This is a genomic window from Neorhizobium populisoli (genome assembly GCF_019430945.1).
Classification (GTDB): domain Bacteria; phylum Pseudomonadota; class Alphaproteobacteria; order Rhizobiales; family Rhizobiaceae; genus Neorhizobium; species Neorhizobium populisoli.
In genome coordinates this window covers 346,073-363,793 of the sequence record NZ_JAHYCB010000006.1, presented here as the reverse complement: position 1 = coordinate 363,793, position 17,721 = coordinate 346,073, and the positions used below count along the sequence as shown (strand labels likewise).

Sequence of the window (17,721 nt, the reverse complement as noted above, 5' to 3'; positions counted from 1 at the left end):
CGATAGAGGTCAGGCGGCTGGAATTGCTTGTTATCTGGATGCGAAAATCGAAAGGCCGGCTTGTCCGGCCTTTTGGCATTTTAGAATGTTTTTAATTTCAGCACTTGTAAAACCAAGATGGTCCACCCATCTCTAGTCCAGCAGCGTTTCCGGCGCACCACAGGTCCGGGGCCGAGTATGCCCGACGGAACTGTGTGTAACGGCAAATACGGGAAACCGTGCCGTTTCGAGACGGGATTTATATCCGCTTAACGGAATATTTACCTTTCGGAGAGACGATGACCGCTAGAGCCGCGTTGGTCTGAACAAGATCTAAAGCGGCCGCGCCGGAAATGCTTGTCCCATTTCGAGTGACCACGGATGTACTGGCACCAGTGAATGGGAGTGGAAAGGTCGGGCTTGCCCGGCCTTTTTGTTTTTCAGATCCTGAAACGTAAAAGCCCTGCCGTATTGCGGCAGGGCTTTTCTGTCTTCGTACAGGTTCGATCTTGCGATTACTTCGCCAAAGCTTCGATAATGCGGGCCCAGGAGCGGATGCCCTTGTGGAAGGAGCGTAGGTCGTATTTCTCGTTTGGCGAGTGGATCCGGTCATCGCTGAGGCCGAAGCCGACCAGCAGCGAGTCCATGCCGAGCATCCGCTGGAAGTCGCCGACGATCGGTATCGAGCCGCCGACACCGACCGCGAGCGCGGCCTTCGGCCATTCGTCGGAAAGCGCGGTTTTCGCCTTGGTCAGAACCGGCGAATCATAGGCGAGCTGCAGTGCCGGCGAACCGCCATGCTTCAGGAATTCCACCGAGCAGTCCGCCGGGATCTTCGACTGAACGTAGGCGCGGAAATTCTCGCGGATCTTTTCCGGATCCTGGGTGCCGACGAGACGGAAAGACACCTTGGCGGAGGCCTTGGAGGCGATGACCGTCTTGAAGCCCTGGCCTTCGTAACCGCCGCTGATGCCATTCATCTCGCAGGTCGGGCGCGCCCAGAGCAGTTCGAGAAGCGAGCGGCCTTTTTCACCTGCCAGCTCGGACAGGCCGACCTCTTCGAGGAAGTCGTTGCGGCCGGCCGTCAGGCCTTCCCAGGCGGCCTTGATATTGGCCGGCGTTTCTTCCACGCCCTCGTAGAAATCCTTGACCGTGATGCGGCCGGTCTCGTCATGCAGGCCGGCGAGGATCTTCGAAAGGATCTGGATCGGATTGGCGGCTGCACCGCCATACATGCCGGAATGCAGGTCGCGATTGGCAGCGGTGACGATGATTTCCTCGCCGACCAGACCGCGCAGCGACGCGGTAATCGCCGGCGTATCGGTGTCCCACATGCCGGTATCGCAGACGAGCGCATAATCGGCCTTCAGTTCGGCGGCATTGGCTTCGAGAAACGGCTTCAACGACGGTGAGCCGGACTCTTCTTCGCCTTCGAACAGAATGGTGACACGCACCGGCAGGCTGCCATTCACGTCCTTGTAGGCGCGGCAGGCTTCGACGAAGGTCATCAACTGGCCCTTGTCGTCGGAAGAGCCACGGCCGGTAATCACCTTGCGGCCGCCGCCGATATCCTTGACCTTGGAATTGAACGGATCGTCTTCCCAAAGCTCGATCGGATCGATCGGCTGCACGTCGTAATGGCCGTAGAAAAGGACGTGCGGTGCGTCGGCAGTCGCACCGGGATGATGCCCGACCACCATCGGATGGCCGGTCGTGTCGCGCACGGAAGCCTCGAAGCCGAGCGACTTGAGGTCGGCCACCAGCCACTCGGCGGCCTTGCGGCAATCGGCCCTGAAGGCGGGGTCGGTGGAAATCGATTTGATGCGGACGAGTTCGAACAGGCGTTCGAGGCTGGCATCGAGGTTCTGGTCGGCGCGGGAAAGGACGGCGGAAAGATCGGTCATTGAGCAAAATCCTGTCTTTGAAACGCGGGGCCCGTGAACCGTGGGCCGAAACACGCCAGTCGTCCTGGGGTGCCCGCCGTTGTTAGCAAGCTCTCACCCTGTCCGACAATCGAAAAAGGAAGTTCGCAAATCTGTGAGCGAAGGGCAGGACGAGAGCGCCCTCAAAGCTTGCGGGCGTTTTCGACGATCATCCGCATATATTCGATCATCAGCTCCTGCTCGAAACGGCGGAAACCGGAAAACAAAGCATCGTCCGCATCGGCGGCGGCCTGCACGGCCTTGGCTTCCAGTTCCCGGCCGAGCGGGGTGAGCATGATGATCTGGGCGCGGCGGTCGGTCGGGTGCGGCGTGCGCGCGATCAGCCCGTCCCGCTCCATGCGGGAGAGCGTATTGGCGAGCGTGGCCTGTTCGACTTCCAGCTTATCGAGCAATTGTTTCTGAGTCAGCCCGTCTTCCTGCCAGAGTTCGAGCAGGACCGGAAACTGGCCGGGAGAGAAGCCGAGCGAGATCGCCCGCTTCTGCAGGGATCGCGCGAAACCCTTGGCCAGCTGCCCGGCAAGATAGGTCGCAGAATGCGAGCGGTCGAATCCCATGGCCTTGGTCTCCATTCCTCCCTGAACGTGCTTCCAAGCGGAACGCTCAAGAGCGGCCGCTTCTTCCCGTGACACGATTCATCGAACTTTCAGGAAACCAATACGCGCTGTATCGCCGATGCTGTCATGGGCATTCCACAAAATATATCGCACGCCATGCTTTCGCCAAGCCTGTGCGAAGACAACCGAAATGACAAGGGCCGGATGTGCGGAAAATAAAAAACCGCCATGGCCGGGAGGGGGGTCGGCCATGGCGGTCTGATGGAAGGGCAAAGACCCGGAGAGGGGGATAGGTCTTTGCCCGGTCTGACGCGGCGGGGGACATGCCGGCTATCAGACTGCGGCGTGATCAGTCGCCGGTACAGTTGAAATGGCGGGCCGAATGCGGTTTTTCAAGGGATCGGCATATTACAAATCAGTAACGTTCCGATGAGCCTTGGCGCTGTCGGTTGAGAACTTTTCGTGGACGGAACGGGTGCCTCACGCTATTCCTTTCGGCCATGAAAAAAGGCGATCATCTCTTCCTTGTCGACGGCTCCGGCTTCATCTTTCGCGCGTTTCACGCGCTGCCGCCGCTCACCCGCAAATCCGACGGCCTGCCGGTCGGTGCGGTCTCCGGTTTCTGCAACATGCTGTGGAAGCTCCTGACCGACGCGCGTGATACGTCCGTCGGCGTGACGCCTACCCATTTCGCGGTCATCTTCGATTATTCGTCGAAGACGTTCCGCAAGGATCTCTATGACGCCTACAAGGCGAACCGCTCGGCGCCGCCGGAAGAACTGGTTCCGCAATTCGGCCTGATCCGCCAGGCGACGCGCGCCTTCAACCTGCCCTGCATAGAAACGGAAGGTTTCGAGGCCGATGACATCATCGCCACCTATGCCCGTCAGGCAGAGGCGACCGGCGCAGACGTTACCATCGTCTCCTCCGACAAGGATCTGATGCAGCTGGTGACGCCCAACGTCCACATGTACGACAGCATGAAGGACAAGCAGATCGGCATCCCCGACGTCATCGAAAAATGGGGCGTGCCGCCGGAAAAGATGATCGACCTGCAGGCGCTGGTCGGCGATTCGGTCGATAACGTGCCGGGCATTCCGGGCATCGGTCCGAAGACCGCCGCCCAGCTTCTGGAAGAGTTCGGCGATCTCGATACGCTGCTTGCCCGTGCCGGCGAGATCAAGCAGGTCAAGCGCCGCGAAAGCATCGTGGCCAATGCCGACCTTGCTCGCCTGTCGCGGCGTCTGGTGGAGCTTCGCACCGATGTGCCGCTCGATCTCGACCTCGACGCGCTGTTCCTGGAGCCGCAGAACGGCCCGATGCTGGTCGGCTTCCTGAAGGCGATGGAATTCGGCACGCTGACCCGCCGCGTCGCGACGGCCTGTGAAACCAATGCCGACGAAGTCGAGCCGGCAACCATCACCGTCGAATGGGGCAATGCCGCCCGCGGTCCCGATCTCGACAAGGGGGCCGTCGATACCGGCGAGGCCGCAGCCGCCGCGCCGGCCAACCCCGCCAAGGCGGCGGTCGCCAGGGAAGCCGGAGTGGCGACGCCGTCCGGTTTCGCCGAGACCCGCATCGAAGCTTTCGCCAATGCCAAGCTCGATATGGAAAACTATGTGGCGATCCGCGATGTCGAGGTTCTCGACGACTGGATCAAGGGTGCTTACGAGACCGGCCTCGTTGCCTTCGACACCGAAACCAATTCGCTCGATCCGATGCAGGCCGAACTTGTCGGTTTCTCGCTGGCGATCGCCGACAACACAGATGATCCGAACGGCCTGAAGGTGCGCGCGGCTTATGTACCGCTCACCCACAAGACCGGCGTCGGCGATCTGCTCGGCGGCGGCATGGCGGAAAACCAGATCCCGACCCGCGAGGCCTTGGCGCGGCTGAAGCCGCTGCTCGAAGACCCGTCGGTATTGAAGGTCGCCCAGAACCTCAAATTCGACTATCTGCTGATGAAACGCCACGGCGTTACCGTGCAAGGTTACGACGACACGATGCTGATGTCCTACGTGCTGGATGCCGGCAAGGGCAATCACGGCATGGACGGGCTGTCCGAGCGCTGGCTGAACCACAAACCTATCGCCTTCAAGGATGTCGCCGGCTCCGGCAAGGCGGGTGTCACCTTCGATTATGTCGATATCAACAAGGCGACGGCCTACGCGGCCGAAGATGCCGACGTCACGCTTCGCCTCTGGATGGTCTTGAAGCCGCAATTGGCGGCCTTGGGCCTCACCCGGATTTACGAGCGTCTTGAGCGCCCGATGGTCGAGGTTCTGGCCAACATGGAAGAGCGCGGCATCACCATCGACCGGCAGATCCTGTCGCGCCTGTCCGGCGAACTGGCCCAGAAGGCCGCCGCCTTCGAGGACGAGATTTATGAACTGGCGGGCGAGCGTTTCACCATCGGTTCGCCGAAACAGCTCGGCGATATCCTGTTCGGCAAGATGGGCCTGCCGGGTGGCGCCAAGACCAAGACCGGTCAATGGTCCACCTCGGCCAGCGTTCTGGAAGACCTGGCGGCCGAAGGTCTGCCGCTACCGCGCAAGATCGTCGACTGGCGCCAGCTGACCAAGCTGAAATCCACCTACACGGACGCTTTGCCGGGTTATGTCCACCCGGACACCAAGCGCGTTCACACGTCCTATTCGCTCGCCTCGACCACGACTGGCCGCCTGTCGTCGTCCGAGCCGAACCTGCAGAACATTCCGGTGCGCACCGCCGAAGGCCGCAAGATCCGCACGGCCTTCATCTCGACACCGGGTCATAAGCTCGTCTCCGCCGACTACAGCCAGATCGAACTGCGCGTGCTCGCCCATGTGGCCGACATTCCGCAGCTGCGCCAGGCCTTCGAGGACGGCGTCGACATCCATGCGATGACCGCATCCGAAATGTTCGGCGTGCCGGTGGAAGGCATGCCGAGCGAGGTGCGCCGCCGCGCCAAGGCGATCAACTTCGGCATCATCTACGGCATTTCCGCCTTCGGCCTCGCCAACCAGCTGTCGATCGAGCGCTCCGAGGCGGGCGACTATATCAAGAAGTATTTCGAGCGCTTCCCGGGCATCCGCGATTATATGGACAGCACCAAGGCGTTCGCTCGCGAGAACGGTTATGTCGAAACGATCTTCGGCCGTCGGGCGCATTATCCGGAGATCAAGTCTTCCAACCCGTCGGTGCGTGCCTTCAACGAGCGCGCCTCGATCAACGCGCCGATCCAGGGCTCGGCCGCTGACGTCATCCGTCGCGCCATGGTCAAGATGGAGCCGGCGCTGGCCAAGGCCGGCCTGGGCGAGAAAGTTCGCATGCTCCTTCAGGTGCATGACGAACTGATCTTCGAAGTCGAGGATGCGGATGTCGAGGCAAGCATTCCGGTGATCGTTTCGGTCATGGAAAATGCCGCAATGCCGGCAATTTCCATGAGAGTACCGCTAAGGGTCGATGCACGCGCTGCCGATAACTGGGATGAGGCGCACTGAGGCCTCGATCAGCCTAACTGCTGCGGCCGTCTTGCGGATAGAGCGACATCAGCGCGGTCGAAAGCAATTCGTCCGCATAGGAGCAGGCCGAGAGTTGGGCCTGTTCGCTCATCTGCATTTCGTGGCAGCGCTGACGAACGGTCTCCAGGATCAACTGCGTAATGCCGCGGGCATGTTCGACGTCGGCATTCTCCGATGTGTCCATCGCGAGCGCCAGTGCGGTCATGGATACGATTTCAAGAACGACGACGCGACCTTCGAGATCGCTGGCAGCCTGATCGGAAGGCTGCCCGCCAAGCGGTTTACTCTGGTTCATATTTTGCCCCTTCTTATATAAGAAGAAGAAAATAGAGCGTATGTTCCAGCTTTAAAGCGCCGAGGAGAAGTTTTTCCGTCGAATTACCTTATGGTTGTACGAAGCCCTTGAAGTGCTTCGATCAAAACCCGCCCGGAATCTTCAAGCGCGCCGCTGTTATCGATCGTCACGACGTCGAAATCATCTCCGACGGAAAGCGAACTACGTTCGAGACGACGAAGAATATCCTCGCGGCTTTCTCGGCCGCGGGCTTCCAGCCGCGCTGCAAGAACATCCAGCCGGGCGGTGATATTGACGACGACGAGGCGCGGATAGGCCGCCTTGAAATGCGGCAGCGCGGAGCGGGAACCGTTGGCGATGACCAGATGACCGGCCGCTACCCGCTCTTTGGTATTCGCCGGGATGCCGTAACGCAGCCCATGCGCATCCCAGGATACGGCAAAGCCGCCGGATTTCTCCAGCACGTCGAATTCCGCATCCGAAACGCCGTGGTGATCCTCACCGCCGGCGGCTGCATCGCGGGTGATGACGCGCCGGACAAAGGTGACATCCTCGCAGCCTGCCAGCGCCTCAGCGGCGATCGCCATCAGCGTATCCTTGCCGGCACCGCTCGGGCCAACGACGGCGACCATGCAGCCTTCAGCCTTTGCAGCAGCCATGTTCATCAGGCGACCCGCTTGCCTTCGCGCCAGACGGCACGCACGATCGGAACGCCATCCTGACGCTGGACGCGGACGATATCAGCGCGCAGGCCCGTGGCGATCCGGCCGCGATCGTTGAGGCTGACGGTGCGGGCCGGCGTCGCGGTGACCATGGCAAGCGCCTTGGGCAGCGAAATGCCATCCACGCCATCTGCCAGCACGAAGGGCGCATGCAGCAGGCTGAGTGGCACATAGTCGGACGAAAGTACGTCGAGCACGCCGCGTTCGGCAAGGTCGCGGGCAGCGATATTGCCGGAATGCGACTTGCCGCGGACGATGTTCGGCGCGCCCATCAAGACACTCATGCCGGCTTCGTGGGAGGCCTTGGCAGCATCGAAGCTTGTCGGGAATTCCGCCAGCCGCACGCCATTTTCGATCGCCTCATCGACATGCGAGAGGGTTGCGTCGTCATGGCTGGCAACCGTGATGCCACGCTCGCCGCAGACCTTGGCGATTGCCGTGCGATGCGGCGTCGAATTGCGGGCCGACTGTTCCTGGCGTCGCGCCACGAAGATCGCGAAAGCCTCGTCGCTCAGGCCGCGCTTCTTCTGGTAATACAGCGTGTACTGATCCATCGTCTGGAACTGTCGCTGGCCGGGCGCATGGTCCATCAGCGAGACGAGCTTCACATGCGGATCGGTTTCGAAATCGACGAAATGGTCCATGCAATTGTCGGCGGACACTTCGCAGCGCAGGTGCAGGAAGTGTTCCGAGCGCAGGCGCCCCTGATCGGCTGCAGCGGAAATCGCATCCGCCATGGCGCGCATCTCGCCGTCGTCGAAACCGCCATCCTCGTCGGCGCCAAGCCGCAGGCAGTCGAAGACGGTGGTGATGCCGGAGGTAGCGACCTGGGCATCATGCGCCTGGATGGCCGCAGTGGCATTCCAGCGCACGCCGGGGCGCGGCGAATAGTGCTGCTCCAGATGGTCGGTATGCAGTTCGACCAGGCCGGGGATCAGGTAGTCGCCCTCGAAATCCTCGCCGGTGCGGGTGCTGCCCTCGGAAATGTCGGCGATCTTGCCGTCGAGGATCTGCACGGAGCCGTGCAGGATGCTGTCCTCCAGCACGATGCGGGCATTGGTGAGGACGAGTTCGGTCATGATGCGATCTTTCTGTTTTCGGAAGCGGCGCCGAGCGGCAGCCAGCGATGGGCGGTGAAAGGGGCGCCGCGCGAGGGTTCGACGAACAGGGCCAGTCCGTCGATGGCGAGTGGTCGGTCGGCAAATTCGGCAAAGCGGCGATCGAGTTCGGCACGCATGGCCGGCGCCTGCTCGGGCGGCACCTTGCCGGTCAGTGTCATATGGAAGCGAAAATCGTCCATGACATGATGATAACCCCAGCGCTCGAGATTGGCACGCTGTGATGCGGTCAGGTTTTCGGGATTGCGCCGGGCGATATCGGCTTGCGAAAGCGGGGCCCGGAAGGGCTCGAAGACCTCGACCACGCGGGCCGCGAAATCCTGAAGCTCGGGATAGATCTTGTCCGGCACGATCGCGAAGAAGCGGCCGAGCTGCCCGACGACGACGTTCGGAATATCGAAGGCCTTGGTCTCTGCCGCGAAGCGTTCAAACGCCTCGACAAGTTCTGCCTCGTTCTTGCCTCCGGCCAGTTCGAATGGCGCTTTCAGCGTGGCGTGGAAAGCATAACGGCGCGGATCGGCCGTCAGTTCGTGAACGGTATCCGGCTTCAGACCCGCCACTTCGGGCGTTGGCCAGGTCTCGCCGGTAAAGGCGTCGCGACCGAGCCAATGCGTTGCCGCTTTCGTCAGCGGATGGGATTCGGCGGGCGAAAAATAGATAGCGTAGCGCAAAACGGGATTCCGGAATCAGGAAGGTCGGCACGACTTTAGCCGGCTTGCCGACAGTAAGACAGAACCTTCGGCTAAAAGATTTCCATGACAAAATGATGATGAGAGGCGACCTATTTGCCGCCTCTCATCCGTCATGTCGAAACGCGTCGATTTTCCGGCCGCGTTGGCTCAGTGGCCGCGTTTGCCCATGACGCGCGAGCGCACTGCATTCGAAACGTTGTCGAAGATGAAGACGACGCAGAGAATGAGCAGCACCATGTAGGCGACCTTGTCCCAGTCGCCGTTTGTCTTCATGGATTCCAGCAGTTTCAGGCCGATGCCGCCGGCGCCGACGGCGCCGATGACGGTGGCCGAACGGGTGTTCGATTCCCAGAAATACAGCGACTGCGAGATGAACACCGGCAGGACCTGCGGCACGACGCCGTAACGCTGCACGACGACTGGCGATGCACCGACCGATTTCACGCCTTCACGCTGCTTGTCGTCGACATTTTCCAGTGCTTCCGCATAGACCTTGCCGAGCGCGCCGGTATCCGTGAAGAAGATCGCCGCAATGCCCGGCAGCGGTCCGGGCCCGAAGGCGCGGGTGAAGAACAGCGCCCAGATCAGCATGTCGATCGAGCGCAGGAAGTCGAAGACGCGCTTCATGACCCAGTTAACCGGCTTGCTCTGGGTAATGTTGCGCGCGGCGATGAAGGCGAAGGGGAAGGCAATAATGGTGGCAAACAGCGTGCCGACAAAAGCCATGACCAGCGTCTGCATTAGCTTCGAAAAGATGTCCCCATGCTGCCAGCTGGCATTGTGCAGGAAGTTGTCGAGCATCAGCGATGCGTTGGATTGCGCCGGATCGATACGATCACCGGCAAACGCCAGGCCGAGAAGCTCGCCGGTGCTCTTGCCCCAGAAGGGCGACTGGATGTCGAAGAAGAAGTTCGCCCAGCCGAGGAAACGCCGCTGCACATAAACCTGGCTGGTGCGGATTTCCGCCTGGCCTGCAAAGCCGTAATAGACCACGACGCGGTTCTCTTCCTGCACGATACGTGCGGGATGGTCCGTCGGGGCAAGCGTCTTTCCGCCGGTCAGCGTCACCGGATAAGACTTGCCGTCGAGATAGACGTCGACCTGGGTCAGCGTCACTTCCAGCCGGTCGTTGTCGCCGCCGAATGTCACGGTATAGCCAGCCGCGGTCGGCTGCAGCCAGTCGATATTAGCGCCCTCCGGATATTGCCGGCGGCTCGTCCATTGCGGCACGACCTTGCCGTCGAGGAAGCGCAGGCGCGGTTGGGCACGCCAGGAATACCAGTCCTGAACGTAGACCGCCGCGCGATCCCAGTTGCCGTTGACGAAGGTCGGGATGACGTTGAAGAACGCGAAGCAGAAGCCGAGATAGACGAGCACCACGACGGCTGCGATCGCAAGGCCCCAGCGCTGCCAGAAGCTGCGATGGAAGACTTCCGGATAGGTCGTCAGCAGGCGTTCGCGCTCGGCGGCGTTGATCGACGGAACGGAGAAAATCATGCCGCGGCCCTTCCGAATTCAAAGGATTGCTTGCCGATCAGGCGGCGACGAAGCCAGGCGGAGAACTGGTCGACGCAGATGACGGTGATCAGCAGGAGAATGATGATCGCATAGGTCTTGGCGGCATGGTCGCGGCCGATAGACAGGCTGAACACTTCGCCGATACCGCCGCCGCCGACAGCGCCGATGATGGTCGAGGCGCGCACGTTGATCTCGGTTCTGAGCAGCGTATAGGACACGAAATTCGGCAGGACCTGCGGCAGGATCGCGAAACGCACGCGCTCCAGCCAGTTGCCGCCGGCGGCACGCAGGCCCTCGTCCGGCTTCATGTCGGCATTTTCGACCACTTCGAAGAACAGCTTGCCGAGCGCGCCGACCGTGTGCACCGAAACGGCGATGATCGCCGAAATCGGACCGATCGACAGGATCGCCGCCAAAAGGCCGGCAATGACGATTTCCGGGAAGGCGCGCATGATTTCCATGATGCGGCGGATCACCCAGCGGGTCACGCCGGCACCGACCAGATTGGTCGAGGCGAAGAAGCAGAGCAGAAAGGCGCCGGATGCGCCGATGATCGTCGATACGATGGCGATGTTGATGGTGATCGCCAGCTGGTAGAAGAAATTTGGAATGTAGAAGCCGTCGGTGATCCAGACGCGGTCGCTGGTGTAATCGTACTTGATCGAGCCGTCGAAATAGGGCGAGGGCAGGTCGAACATCGCCCGGAAGATTTCCATCGGGCTGTCCGGCACGAAATGCTTCAGGAAGTCGAAGAGATAGGGAAGCCGTTCGAAGAACTTGCCGGAATTGGCATTGTTGGCGAAGTCCAGCGACAATCCGAGGATGACCAGGAAGACGACGATCGAGATGATCGTATAGATACGCCGGGTGCGAACCTGGGCCTGGTAGTGTTCAAGAATGGTGCGGGAGCTTTCTGCAAGCCCGCTGCCCAATCCCCCCGAGTGGTTGGCATCAGCCACATGCGTCATCGAAGCTTCCCCGATATCCAGTTGGGTCCTGTCGAACAAACGGCGGCATCGTCATGATGCCGCCGCTCGAATGGTATGGCTGAGGATCAGCCGCCGATGACGGCCTTACGGGCGTCGATGATCGTCTGGTAGGTGCTCTGGTCAACCGGCGAGAAGTCGGTGTAACCGCCGCCCGTGAACGAATCGAAGCAGGGCTTGTCGGTCTTGGCGAGCTGGGCGAAGTATTCGGTGACCTTCTTCTGAACGTCGGACGGCAGCTTGTTGGAAACCATCAGCGGGCCGTTCGGGATCAGCGGGGACTTCCAGACTTCGACGATGTCGTCGATGTTCAGGAGGCCCTTGGTGATCATCTGGTGCAGGTTGCCGGAAGAATAGCCCTGCTGCCAGTCGCCCTGGCCGGAGCCGAAGGTGGTGCCGACGTCGAACTTCTTGTCGAGAACGGCGAGAACGAGGTTCTCATGGCCGCCGCCGAAACCGGTCGAAGCGAAGTATTCCTTGACCGGAGCCTTGACGTCCTTCGGCAGGGCGACGTTCGGGACGAGGTAGCCCGAGGTCGAGTCCGGATCGGCGAAGCCGAGCTTCTTGCCCTTGGCGTCTGCGAGCGTCTTGATGCCCGAGTCCTTACGAGCGACCATGATCGTGTAATAGCCAGTCGAGCCGTCAGCCTGCTTGGTGGTCAGGATCGGGGTAACGGCCTTCGGGTCCTTGAGGTAGACGGAAGCGTAGGAAGCAGCGCCCATCATCGCGATGTCGATCGTGCCGCCGAGCAGGCCCTGGATGACGCCGTTATAGTTCGGCGACGGGAAGAGCTGAACTTCGGAAACGCCGACGGCCTTGACGAGACCCGGCTTGACGCACTCGGTGCGGCGAACCTGGTCAGCTTCGTTCTCACCGCCATCGAGGCCGATGCGCAGGACCTTGACGTCCTGTGCGGCAGCGTTGCCGGCGATTGCAGCGATGGCGATCGTCGCCATCATGATCTTGCGGAATGCAGACATGGAAGTCTCCTTTGTGACGGGTCTGTCGAGTTTCCGGCCGCATTCCCCCGCGACCGGAAAGAGGGTCAGCGCATGGCGACGGCTTCGGCCACCACGGCGGAAGGGGCAGGTTTGGCGCGACGCGCCGATTGAAGGCTGGTCGAGGTCATCGTTTCGTCGATGCCGGCGCCATCCTTGTCGGAACCGTAGATTTCCCGCACGGCCGATGCGGTCAGCTCGCTTGGCGGGCCGTCGAACACGACCTTGCCGCCGGCCATGCCGATGATCCGTTCGCAATAGCTGCGGGCCGTATCGAGCGTGTGCAGGTTGGTGATGACGGTAATGCCTTCGCGCTCGTTGATGCCGCGCAGGGCATCCATGACGATCTTGGCGTTGAGCGGATCGAGCGAGGCGATCGGCTCGTCGGCAAGCATCATCTTCGGCGCCTGAACCAGAGCGCGGGCGATTGCCACACGCTGCTGCTGCCCGCCCGAAAGCGTGCCGGCTGCCTGCAGCGCCGTCTGCTCGATGCCGAGGCGCTCGAGAGCAGCCATGGCAAGCACGCGTTCGTCGCGGCTGAAGATCTTGAGAAGGCTCATCGTTGTCGAACGATGGTTCAGGCGGCCGAGCAGGACATTTGTCATCACGTCGAGCCGCGGCACCAGGTTGAACTGCTGGAAGATCATGGCACAGTCGCGCTGCCAGTTGCGCAGGCCGGCACCCTTGAGCGAGGAAACCTCGACGCCGCCGAAATGGATCGAGCCCGAGCTCGGCTCCTGCAGGCGGTTGATCATGCGCAAGAGAGTGGACTTGCCGGCGCCGGAACGACCGATAATGCCGACCATCTGGCCCTGAGGAATCTCGACGTTCACGGCACTCACCGCGATACGGTCGCCGAAACGGCGGGTGACATTCCTCAGTTCGAACTTCATACTTTTTCGCCTGTCCAGACTATCTGGGGTCCCGATTAGCGATGGTTGATGAAGCCTGAATGTCGGTTTGATGTCGGATTTATTACAATGATGATGGCCCTGTAACGAACACGTTACAGGGTATAGCGGGCCAGGAAATCTTGCGCCGAAAGTGCCCGGAAATCATCAAGAGCGGTGCGCAATTTGGCGTGATCCCAATCCCACCAGGCGAGCTTGTCCATGCCTTCGCCGACCTCTTTCGTGAAGCGTTCACGGATGAGTTTGGCCGGTACGCCGCCGACGATCGTGTAGGGCGCCACGTCCTTGGAGACGACTGCACCGGCGCCGATCACCGCGCCATTGCCGACGGTGACGCCCGGCAGGACCGTGGCGCCGTGGCCGATCCAGACGTCATGGCCGATCGTGACGCGGTTGTCGCGCCGCCATTCGAAGAAATCCTGCTCGTCCTGCGCATCCGGCCAGTAGCTGGCGGCACGGTAGGTAAAGTGATGCAGGGTCGCCCGCCAGGTCGGATGGTTGGTAGCGTTGATGCGCACCGAGGCCGCCATGTTGACGAACTTGCCGATCGTCGCGCACCAGATCGAGCCATCCTGCATGATGTAGGAATAGTCGCCGATCTCGGCCTCGGAAATGCGGCAGCGCTCGGCGACTTCCGTGTAGCGCCCGAGCACCGTATCGGCGCTGACGCTGGCGCTCGGATGGATAGCCGGCTCAAGACCGAGATTCTTGCTCATGCTGCGATGGCCTTGCGGGGTGAGAATTGCGAGACGTCGAGAATGCGGTCGGCCACGGCTTCGCGCACTTCCTCGTCGTGGAAGATGCCGAGCATGGCGACGCCCTCGCGCTTCTTCTCGGCGATCATCTCCACCACCACGCGGCGGTTGACGGCGTCGAGAGAGGCGGTCGGCTCGTCGAGAAGCAGGATGCGGTGGCTGGTGATGAAGCCGCGGGCGATGTTGACGCGCTGCTGCTCGCCGCCGGAGAAGGTGGCCGGCGGCAGCGACCAGAGTTCGCGCGGCAGGTTGAGTTTTGCGAGCAGCTCGGCAGCCTTGTCCTTGGCCTGCGCGGCATCGACGCCACGGGCAAAGAGCGGTTCGGCCACCACATCGAGCGCCGAGACGCGCGGTACGGTGCGCAGGAACTGGCTGACATAACCCAGCGTGTGACGGCGCACTTCGAGAATGGTGCGCGGATCGGCATGGGCGATATCGACGATTTTGTCCTTGTGCCCCACCAGGATCTGGCCGGCATCGACGGCATAGTTGCCGTAGAGCATTTTCAGGATCGAGCTTTTGCCGATGCCCGACGGGCCACCGAGCACGACGCATTCGCCTGATGCAACCGAGAAATTCACATCGTTGACGACCGGCAGCTTGATGCCGTCGCGCAGATGCATGGTGAAGCTTTTGAAGACTTCCGAAACGACGAGGGGAGTTGCCATCAGTTTGTCCTCACACCTGCAGGATCGAAGAAACAAACAATTGCGTATAGGGCTCGCGCGGATCGTCGAGCACCCGGTCGGTCAGGCCATGTTCGATCACGTGGCCATCCTTCATCACCATCATCCGGTGTGACAGAAGACGGGCGACAGCGAGATCATGGGTAACGACGATGGCGGCCAGGCCGAGATCGTTGACGAGGCCGCGAAGCAGGTCGAGCAGGCGGGCCTGAACCGAAACGTCGAGACCGCCGGTCGGCTCGTCCATGAAGACGAGGCGTGGGCCGGTCACAAGATTGCGGGCGATCTGCAGGCGCTGGCGCATACCGCCGGAGAAGGCGCGCGGCTGGTCGTCGATACGGTCGGTGGAGATTTCCACGCGGGAGAGCCAGTCGCTCGCCGTCTCGCGGATCTTGCCGTAATGCCGGTCGCCAATCGCCATCAGCCGCTCGCCGACATTGGCACCGGCAGACACCGTCATACGCAGCCCGTCAGCCGGGTTTTGGTGTACGAAACCCCAATCGGTGCGCATCAGGAAACGGCGTTCCGCCTCGCTCATATGGTAGAGGTCACGGAAATTGCCGTCGCGCATCCGGTATTCGACGCTGCCGGCCGTCGGCATCAGCCGGGTCGACAGGCAGTTGAGCAAGGTCGTCTTGCCCGAGCCGGACTCGCCGACGATGGCCAGCACTTCACCCGGCCACAGTTCGAAATTGACGTCCTTGCAGCCAATGCGGCTGCCATAGAATTTCGAGACGCCGCTGACTTTGAGAAGGGGGGTGTCGGTCATTCTGCGGCCTCCTTGCTGGGCGCCAGCATCTCGCCGACATGTCCATGCTCGCGACGGTCTTCGCAATGGTCGGTATCGGAGCAGACAAACATGCGGCCGCCCTTGTCGTCGAGCACCACTTCATCGAGATAGACGCCGTGGGCGCCGCAAAGCGCGCAGTCCTGCTCGAATTTCTGGATTTCGAACGGATAATCCTCGAAATCGAGGCTGACGACTTCGGTATAAGGCGGCACGGCGTAGATGCGCTTCTCGCGTCCGGCGCCGAAGAGCTGCAGCGCATCCGACATGTGCATTTTCGGATTGTCGAATTTCGGCGTCGGCGAGGGGTCCATGACATAACGGCCATCGACCTTGACCGGATAGGCATAGGTCTTGGAGATGCGACCGTTATGGGCAATGTCCTCGTAAAGCTTCACATGCATCAGGCCGTATTCTTCCAGCGCATGCATCTTGCGGGTTTCCGTCTCGCGCGGTTCCAGGAAGCGCAGCGGCTCCGGGATCGGCACCTGGTAGACGAGCACCTGGTTTTCGCCGAGCTTCTGCTCGGGAATCCGGTGACGCGTCTGGATGATCGTCGCATCGCTTGTATGGGTGGTGACGGCGACATTGGCGACCTTCTGGAAGAAGGCGCGGATCGACACCGCGTTTGTCGTGTCGTCGGCGCCCTGATCGATCACCTTTAGCACGTCTTCAGGCCCGATGATCGAGGCGGTCACCTGCACGCCGCCGGTGCCCCAGCCGTAGGGCATCGGCATTTCGCGGGAGGCGAACGGCACCTGGTAACCGGGGATGGCGATCGCCTTCAGGATCGCGCGGCGGATCATCCGCTTGGTCTGCTCGTCGAGATAAGCGAAGTTGTAGGTGGCGAGGTCCGTCATCTTAAGGTATCCTGCAAGGGCATAGACCAACTGAAAGGAGAGCTGTCATGGATCCAGCTGCTTCGAACGGATTGATTGGTGTGGCCGTGATCGCGGCCTTCCTGTGCTTCGGGTTTGTCTTCCCGTTTTATGTCAACAAGCGCCCGAAGCGCACCGCGCCCGGCAGCAGCGGCAGCGAAGCTGCTATGTGGGTCGGCAGCAGTGACGACGGATGCCATACCGGCAGCCATTCCGGGACCTCCTGCGATAGCGGGGGTGGAGATGGCGGCGGTGGAGGCGATTGAGCCGACGCTGAGGCCAGACATCATTCCGCGGCCTCCGGCATTTCGCTCCGGTCACCCTTGCGGGCCTTCTCGATATCGGAGCGCATCTTGCGCACCAGTGCCAGTTCGGCCTGGAAGTCCACGTAATGCGGCAGTTTCAGGTGCTCGACGAAGCCGGTCGCCTGGACGTTGTCGGAATGCGAGATGACGAATTCCTCGTCTTGCGCCGGTGCGGTAATGTCCTCTCCAAGCTCTTCAGCGCGAAGTGCCCGGTCCACCAGCGACATGGACATCGCCTTGCGTTCGCTCTGGCCGAAGACCAGGCCATAACCGCGGGTAAACTGCGGCGGCGCCTTGGACGAGCCCTTGAACTGGTTGACCATCTGGCATTCGGTCACCCGGATGCGGCCGAGCGAAACGGAAAAGCCGAGTTCGGCAACCTCCAGCTCCACCTCGACTTCGCCGATACGGACTTCGCCGACGAAGGGATGGTTGCGGCCGTAACCGCGCTGAGTGGAATAACCAAGCGCCAGAAGGAAACCTTCGTCACCGCGGGCAAGCGCCTGCAGGCGAAGATCGCGGCCCATCGGAAATTCCATCGGCTCGCGGGTCAGGTCGCCGGCCTCGTGGTCTTCGGGGAACTCGCCATCCGCCTCGATCAGGCCCTCATGGGCCAGAATGTCCGAGACGCGCATCACATGCTCCCCGGTCTCGTCCCGGCGGGCAGGCTCTTCCACCGGTGTATCGGTCAGCAGCGACGGGTCCAGCAGGCGGTGCGTATAATCGAAGGTCGGGCCGAGCAGCTGGCCGCCCGGCAAGTCCTTGTAGGTCGCCGAAACGCGGCGCTCGACCTTCATCTTATTCGTATCGACCGGTACGGAGGTGCCAAAGCGCGGCAGCGTGGTGCGATAGGCACGCAGTAAAAAGATCGCCTCGATCATGTCGCCGCGCGACTGGCGGACGGCAAGGGCGGCGAGCGACCGGTCGTAAAGCGAGGCTTCCGCCATGACTCGATCGACCGCAAGGCCAAGCTGCTCGACAATCTGCTCGATCGTTACCGCAGGCAAGGACCGGTCGCCGCGGCGCCGGTCGGCAAGCAGCCTGTGGGCGTTGTTGATGGCGGCTTCGCCACCCTTGACGGCTACATACAT

Annotated in this window: 17 protein-coding genes; 2 read left to right on the top strand and 15 right to left on the bottom strand. The window is 61.5% G+C overall.

Translation table 11 applies throughout. From position 1 onward, the window contains the following. Nucleotides 1–494: 494 nt before the first annotated feature. Nucleotides 495–1,883, bottom strand: a complete 1,389-nt coding sequence (locus tag KX729_RS19240; RefSeq protein WP_219744090.1) for a M20/M25/M40 family metallo-hydrolase — start codon at nucleotides 1,881–1,883, stop codon at nucleotides 495–497. A gap of 161 nt (nucleotides 1,884–2,044) precedes the next feature. Continuing rightward, on the bottom strand, nucleotides 2,045–2,476 hold the full coding sequence (locus KX729_RS19235) for a MarR family winged helix-turn-helix transcriptional regulator (protein WP_219744089.1): 432 nt from the start codon (nucleotides 2,474–2,476) through the stop codon (nucleotides 2,045–2,047). 500 nt (nucleotides 2,477–2,976) lie between these two features. Here KX729_RS19235 and polA point away from each other — a divergent pair, with 500 nt between their 5' ends. Beyond that, on the top strand, nucleotides 2,977–5,958 hold the full coding sequence (polA, locus tag KX729_RS19230) for a DNA polymerase I (RefSeq protein ID WP_219744088.1): 2,982 nt from the start codon (nucleotides 2,977–2,979) through the stop codon (nucleotides 5,956–5,958). Nucleotides 5,959–5,971: 13 nt separating this feature from the next. Here polA and KX729_RS19225 read toward each other — a convergent pair whose 3' ends face one another. From KX729_RS19225 to KX729_RS19170, 12 genes are all read right to left on the bottom strand, one after another. Beyond that, on the bottom strand, nucleotides 5,972–6,274 hold the full coding sequence (locus tag KX729_RS19225) for a hypothetical protein (RefSeq protein ID WP_219744087.1): 303 nt from the start codon (nucleotides 6,272–6,274) through the stop codon (nucleotides 5,972–5,974). Nucleotides 6,275–6,357: 83 nt separating this feature from the next. Continuing rightward, complete coding sequence (gene phnN / locus KX729_RS19220) at nucleotides 6,358–6,939, bottom strand: phosphonate metabolism protein/1,5-bisphosphokinase (PRPP-forming) PhnN (protein ID WP_246617693.1); 582 nt, start codon at nucleotides 6,937–6,939, stop codon at nucleotides 6,358–6,360. Further along, a complete protein-coding gene (locus tag KX729_RS19215) occupies nucleotides 6,939–8,075 on the bottom strand; it encodes an alpha-D-ribose 1-methylphosphonate 5-triphosphate diphosphatase (RefSeq protein WP_246617692.1) in 1,137 nt (378 codons plus the stop codon). Before KX729_RS19215 ends, phnN begins: the two co-directional genes overlap by 1 nt. Beyond that, a complete protein-coding gene (locus KX729_RS19210; RefSeq protein ID WP_219744086.1) occupies nucleotides 8,072–8,785 on the bottom strand; it encodes a DUF1045 domain-containing protein in 714 nt (237 codons plus the stop codon). Before KX729_RS19210 ends, KX729_RS19215 begins: the two co-directional genes overlap by 4 nt. Before the next feature lie 168 nt (nucleotides 8,786–8,953). After that, the gene (phnE, locus tag KX729_RS19205) at nucleotides 8,954–10,303 is read right to left on the bottom strand and encodes a phosphonate ABC transporter, permease protein PhnE (RefSeq protein ID WP_219744085.1); all 1,350 of its coding nucleotides are present in this window, start codon (nucleotides 10,301–10,303) and stop codon (nucleotides 8,954–8,956) included. Next, the gene (phnE, locus tag KX729_RS19200) at nucleotides 10,300–11,292 is read right to left on the bottom strand and encodes a phosphonate ABC transporter, permease protein PhnE (RefSeq protein ID WP_219744084.1); all 993 of its coding nucleotides are present in this window, start codon (nucleotides 11,290–11,292) and stop codon (nucleotides 10,300–10,302) included. The genes phnE (KX729_RS19205) and phnE (KX729_RS19200) overlap by 4 nt, the downstream gene beginning before the upstream one ends. A gap of 86 nt (nucleotides 11,293–11,378) precedes the next feature. Further along, on the bottom strand, nucleotides 11,379–12,290 hold the full coding sequence (gene phnD / locus KX729_RS19195) for a phosphonate ABC transporter substrate-binding protein (protein WP_219744083.1): 912 nt from the start codon (nucleotides 12,288–12,290) through the stop codon (nucleotides 11,379–11,381). Between the two features lie 65 nt (nucleotides 12,291–12,355). Continuing rightward, nucleotides 12,356–13,201: a phosphonate ABC transporter ATP-binding protein gene (phnC, locus tag KX729_RS19190; RefSeq protein WP_219744082.1), complete on the bottom strand. Its 846-nt coding sequence runs from the start codon at nucleotides 13,199–13,201 to the stop codon at nucleotides 12,356–12,358. Nucleotides 13,202–13,314: 113 nt separating this feature from the next. After that, a complete protein-coding gene (locus tag KX729_RS19185) occupies nucleotides 13,315–13,935 on the bottom strand; it encodes a DapH/DapD/GlmU-related protein (RefSeq protein ID WP_219744081.1) in 621 nt (206 codons plus the stop codon). Continuing rightward, complete coding sequence (gene phnL / locus KX729_RS19180; RefSeq protein WP_219744080.1) at nucleotides 13,932–14,642, bottom strand: phosphonate C-P lyase system protein PhnL; 711 nt, start codon at nucleotides 14,640–14,642, stop codon at nucleotides 13,932–13,934. Before phnL ends, KX729_RS19185 begins: the two co-directional genes overlap by 4 nt. Nucleotides 14,643–14,652: 10 nt before the next feature. Then, on the bottom strand, nucleotides 14,653–15,429 hold the full coding sequence (gene phnK / locus KX729_RS19175; RefSeq protein ID WP_219744079.1) for a phosphonate C-P lyase system protein PhnK: 777 nt from the start codon (nucleotides 15,427–15,429) through the stop codon (nucleotides 14,653–14,655). Then, a complete protein-coding gene (locus tag KX729_RS19170; protein ID WP_219744078.1) occupies nucleotides 15,426–16,307 on the bottom strand; it encodes an alpha-D-ribose 1-methylphosphonate 5-phosphate C-P-lyase PhnJ in 882 nt (293 codons plus the stop codon). Before KX729_RS19170 ends, phnK begins: the two co-directional genes overlap by 4 nt. Before the next feature lie 47 nt (nucleotides 16,308–16,354). Between KX729_RS19170 and KX729_RS19165 the strand changes: the two genes are divergently transcribed. Further along, nucleotides 16,355–16,591, top strand: coding sequence for a hypothetical protein (locus tag KX729_RS19165; protein ID WP_219744077.1), 237 nt, complete (start codon nucleotides 16,355–16,357; stop codon nucleotides 16,589–16,591). A gap of 20 nt (nucleotides 16,592–16,611) precedes the next feature. Here the strand turns inward: KX729_RS19165 and KX729_RS19160 are convergent, their stop codons facing one another. After that, complete coding sequence (locus KX729_RS19160; protein WP_219744076.1) at nucleotides 16,612–17,721, bottom strand: carbon-phosphorus lyase complex subunit; 1,110 nt, start codon at nucleotides 17,719–17,721, stop codon at nucleotides 16,612–16,614.

Coding starts and splice junctions, on each gene's coding strand:
- KX729_RS19240 (WP_219744090.1), bottom strand. CDS start 1,883: ATGACCGATCTTTCCGCCGTCCTTTCCCGCGCCGACCAGAACCTCGAT.
- KX729_RS19235 (WP_219744089.1), bottom strand. CDS start 2,476: ATGGGATTCGACCGCTCGCATTCTGCGACCTATCTTGCCGGGCAGCTG.
- polA (WP_219744088.1), top strand. CDS start 2,977: ATGAAAAAAGGCGATCATCTCTTCCTTGTCGACGGCTCCGGCTTCATC.
- KX729_RS19225 (WP_219744087.1), bottom strand. CDS start 6,274: ATGAACCAGAGTAAACCGCTTGGCGGGCAGCCTTCCGATCAGGCTGCC.
- phnN (WP_246617693.1), bottom strand. CDS start 6,939: ATGAACATGGCTGCTGCAAAGGCTGAAGGCTGCATGGTCGCCGTCGTT.
- KX729_RS19215 (WP_246617692.1), bottom strand. CDS start 8,075: ATGACCGAACTCGTCCTCACCAATGCCCGCATCGTGCTGGAGGACAGC.
- phnE (WP_219744085.1), bottom strand. CDS start 10,303: ATGATTTTCTCCGTTCCGTCGATCAACGCCGCCGAGCGCGAACGCCTG.
- phnE (WP_219744084.1), bottom strand. CDS start 11,292: ATGACGCATGTGGCTGATGCCAACCACTCGGGGGGATTGGGCAGCGGG.
- phnD (WP_219744083.1), bottom strand. CDS start 12,290: ATGTCTGCATTCCGCAAGATCATGATGGCGACGATCGCCATCGCTGCA.
- phnC (WP_219744082.1), bottom strand. CDS start 13,201: ATGAAGTTCGAACTGAGGAATGTCACCCGCCGTTTCGGCGACCGTATC.
- KX729_RS19185 (WP_219744081.1), bottom strand. CDS start 13,935: ATGAGCAAGAATCTCGGTCTTGAGCCGGCTATCCATCCGAGCGCCAGC.
- phnL (WP_219744080.1), bottom strand. CDS start 14,642: ATGGCAACTCCCCTCGTCGTTTCGGAAGTCTTCAAAAGCTTCACCATG.
- phnK (WP_219744079.1), bottom strand. CDS start 15,429: ATGACCGACACCCCCCTTCTCAAAGTCAGCGGCGTCTCGAAATTCTAT.
- KX729_RS19170 (WP_219744078.1), bottom strand. CDS start 16,307: ATGACGGACCTCGCCACCTACAACTTCGCTTATCTCGACGAGCAGACC.
- KX729_RS19165 (WP_219744077.1), top strand. CDS start 16,355: ATGGATCCAGCTGCTTCGAACGGATTGATTGGTGTGGCCGTGATCGCG.
- KX729_RS19160 (WP_219744076.1), bottom strand. CDS start 17,721: ATGTATGTAGCCGTCAAGGGTGGCGAAGCCGCCATCAACAACGCCCAC.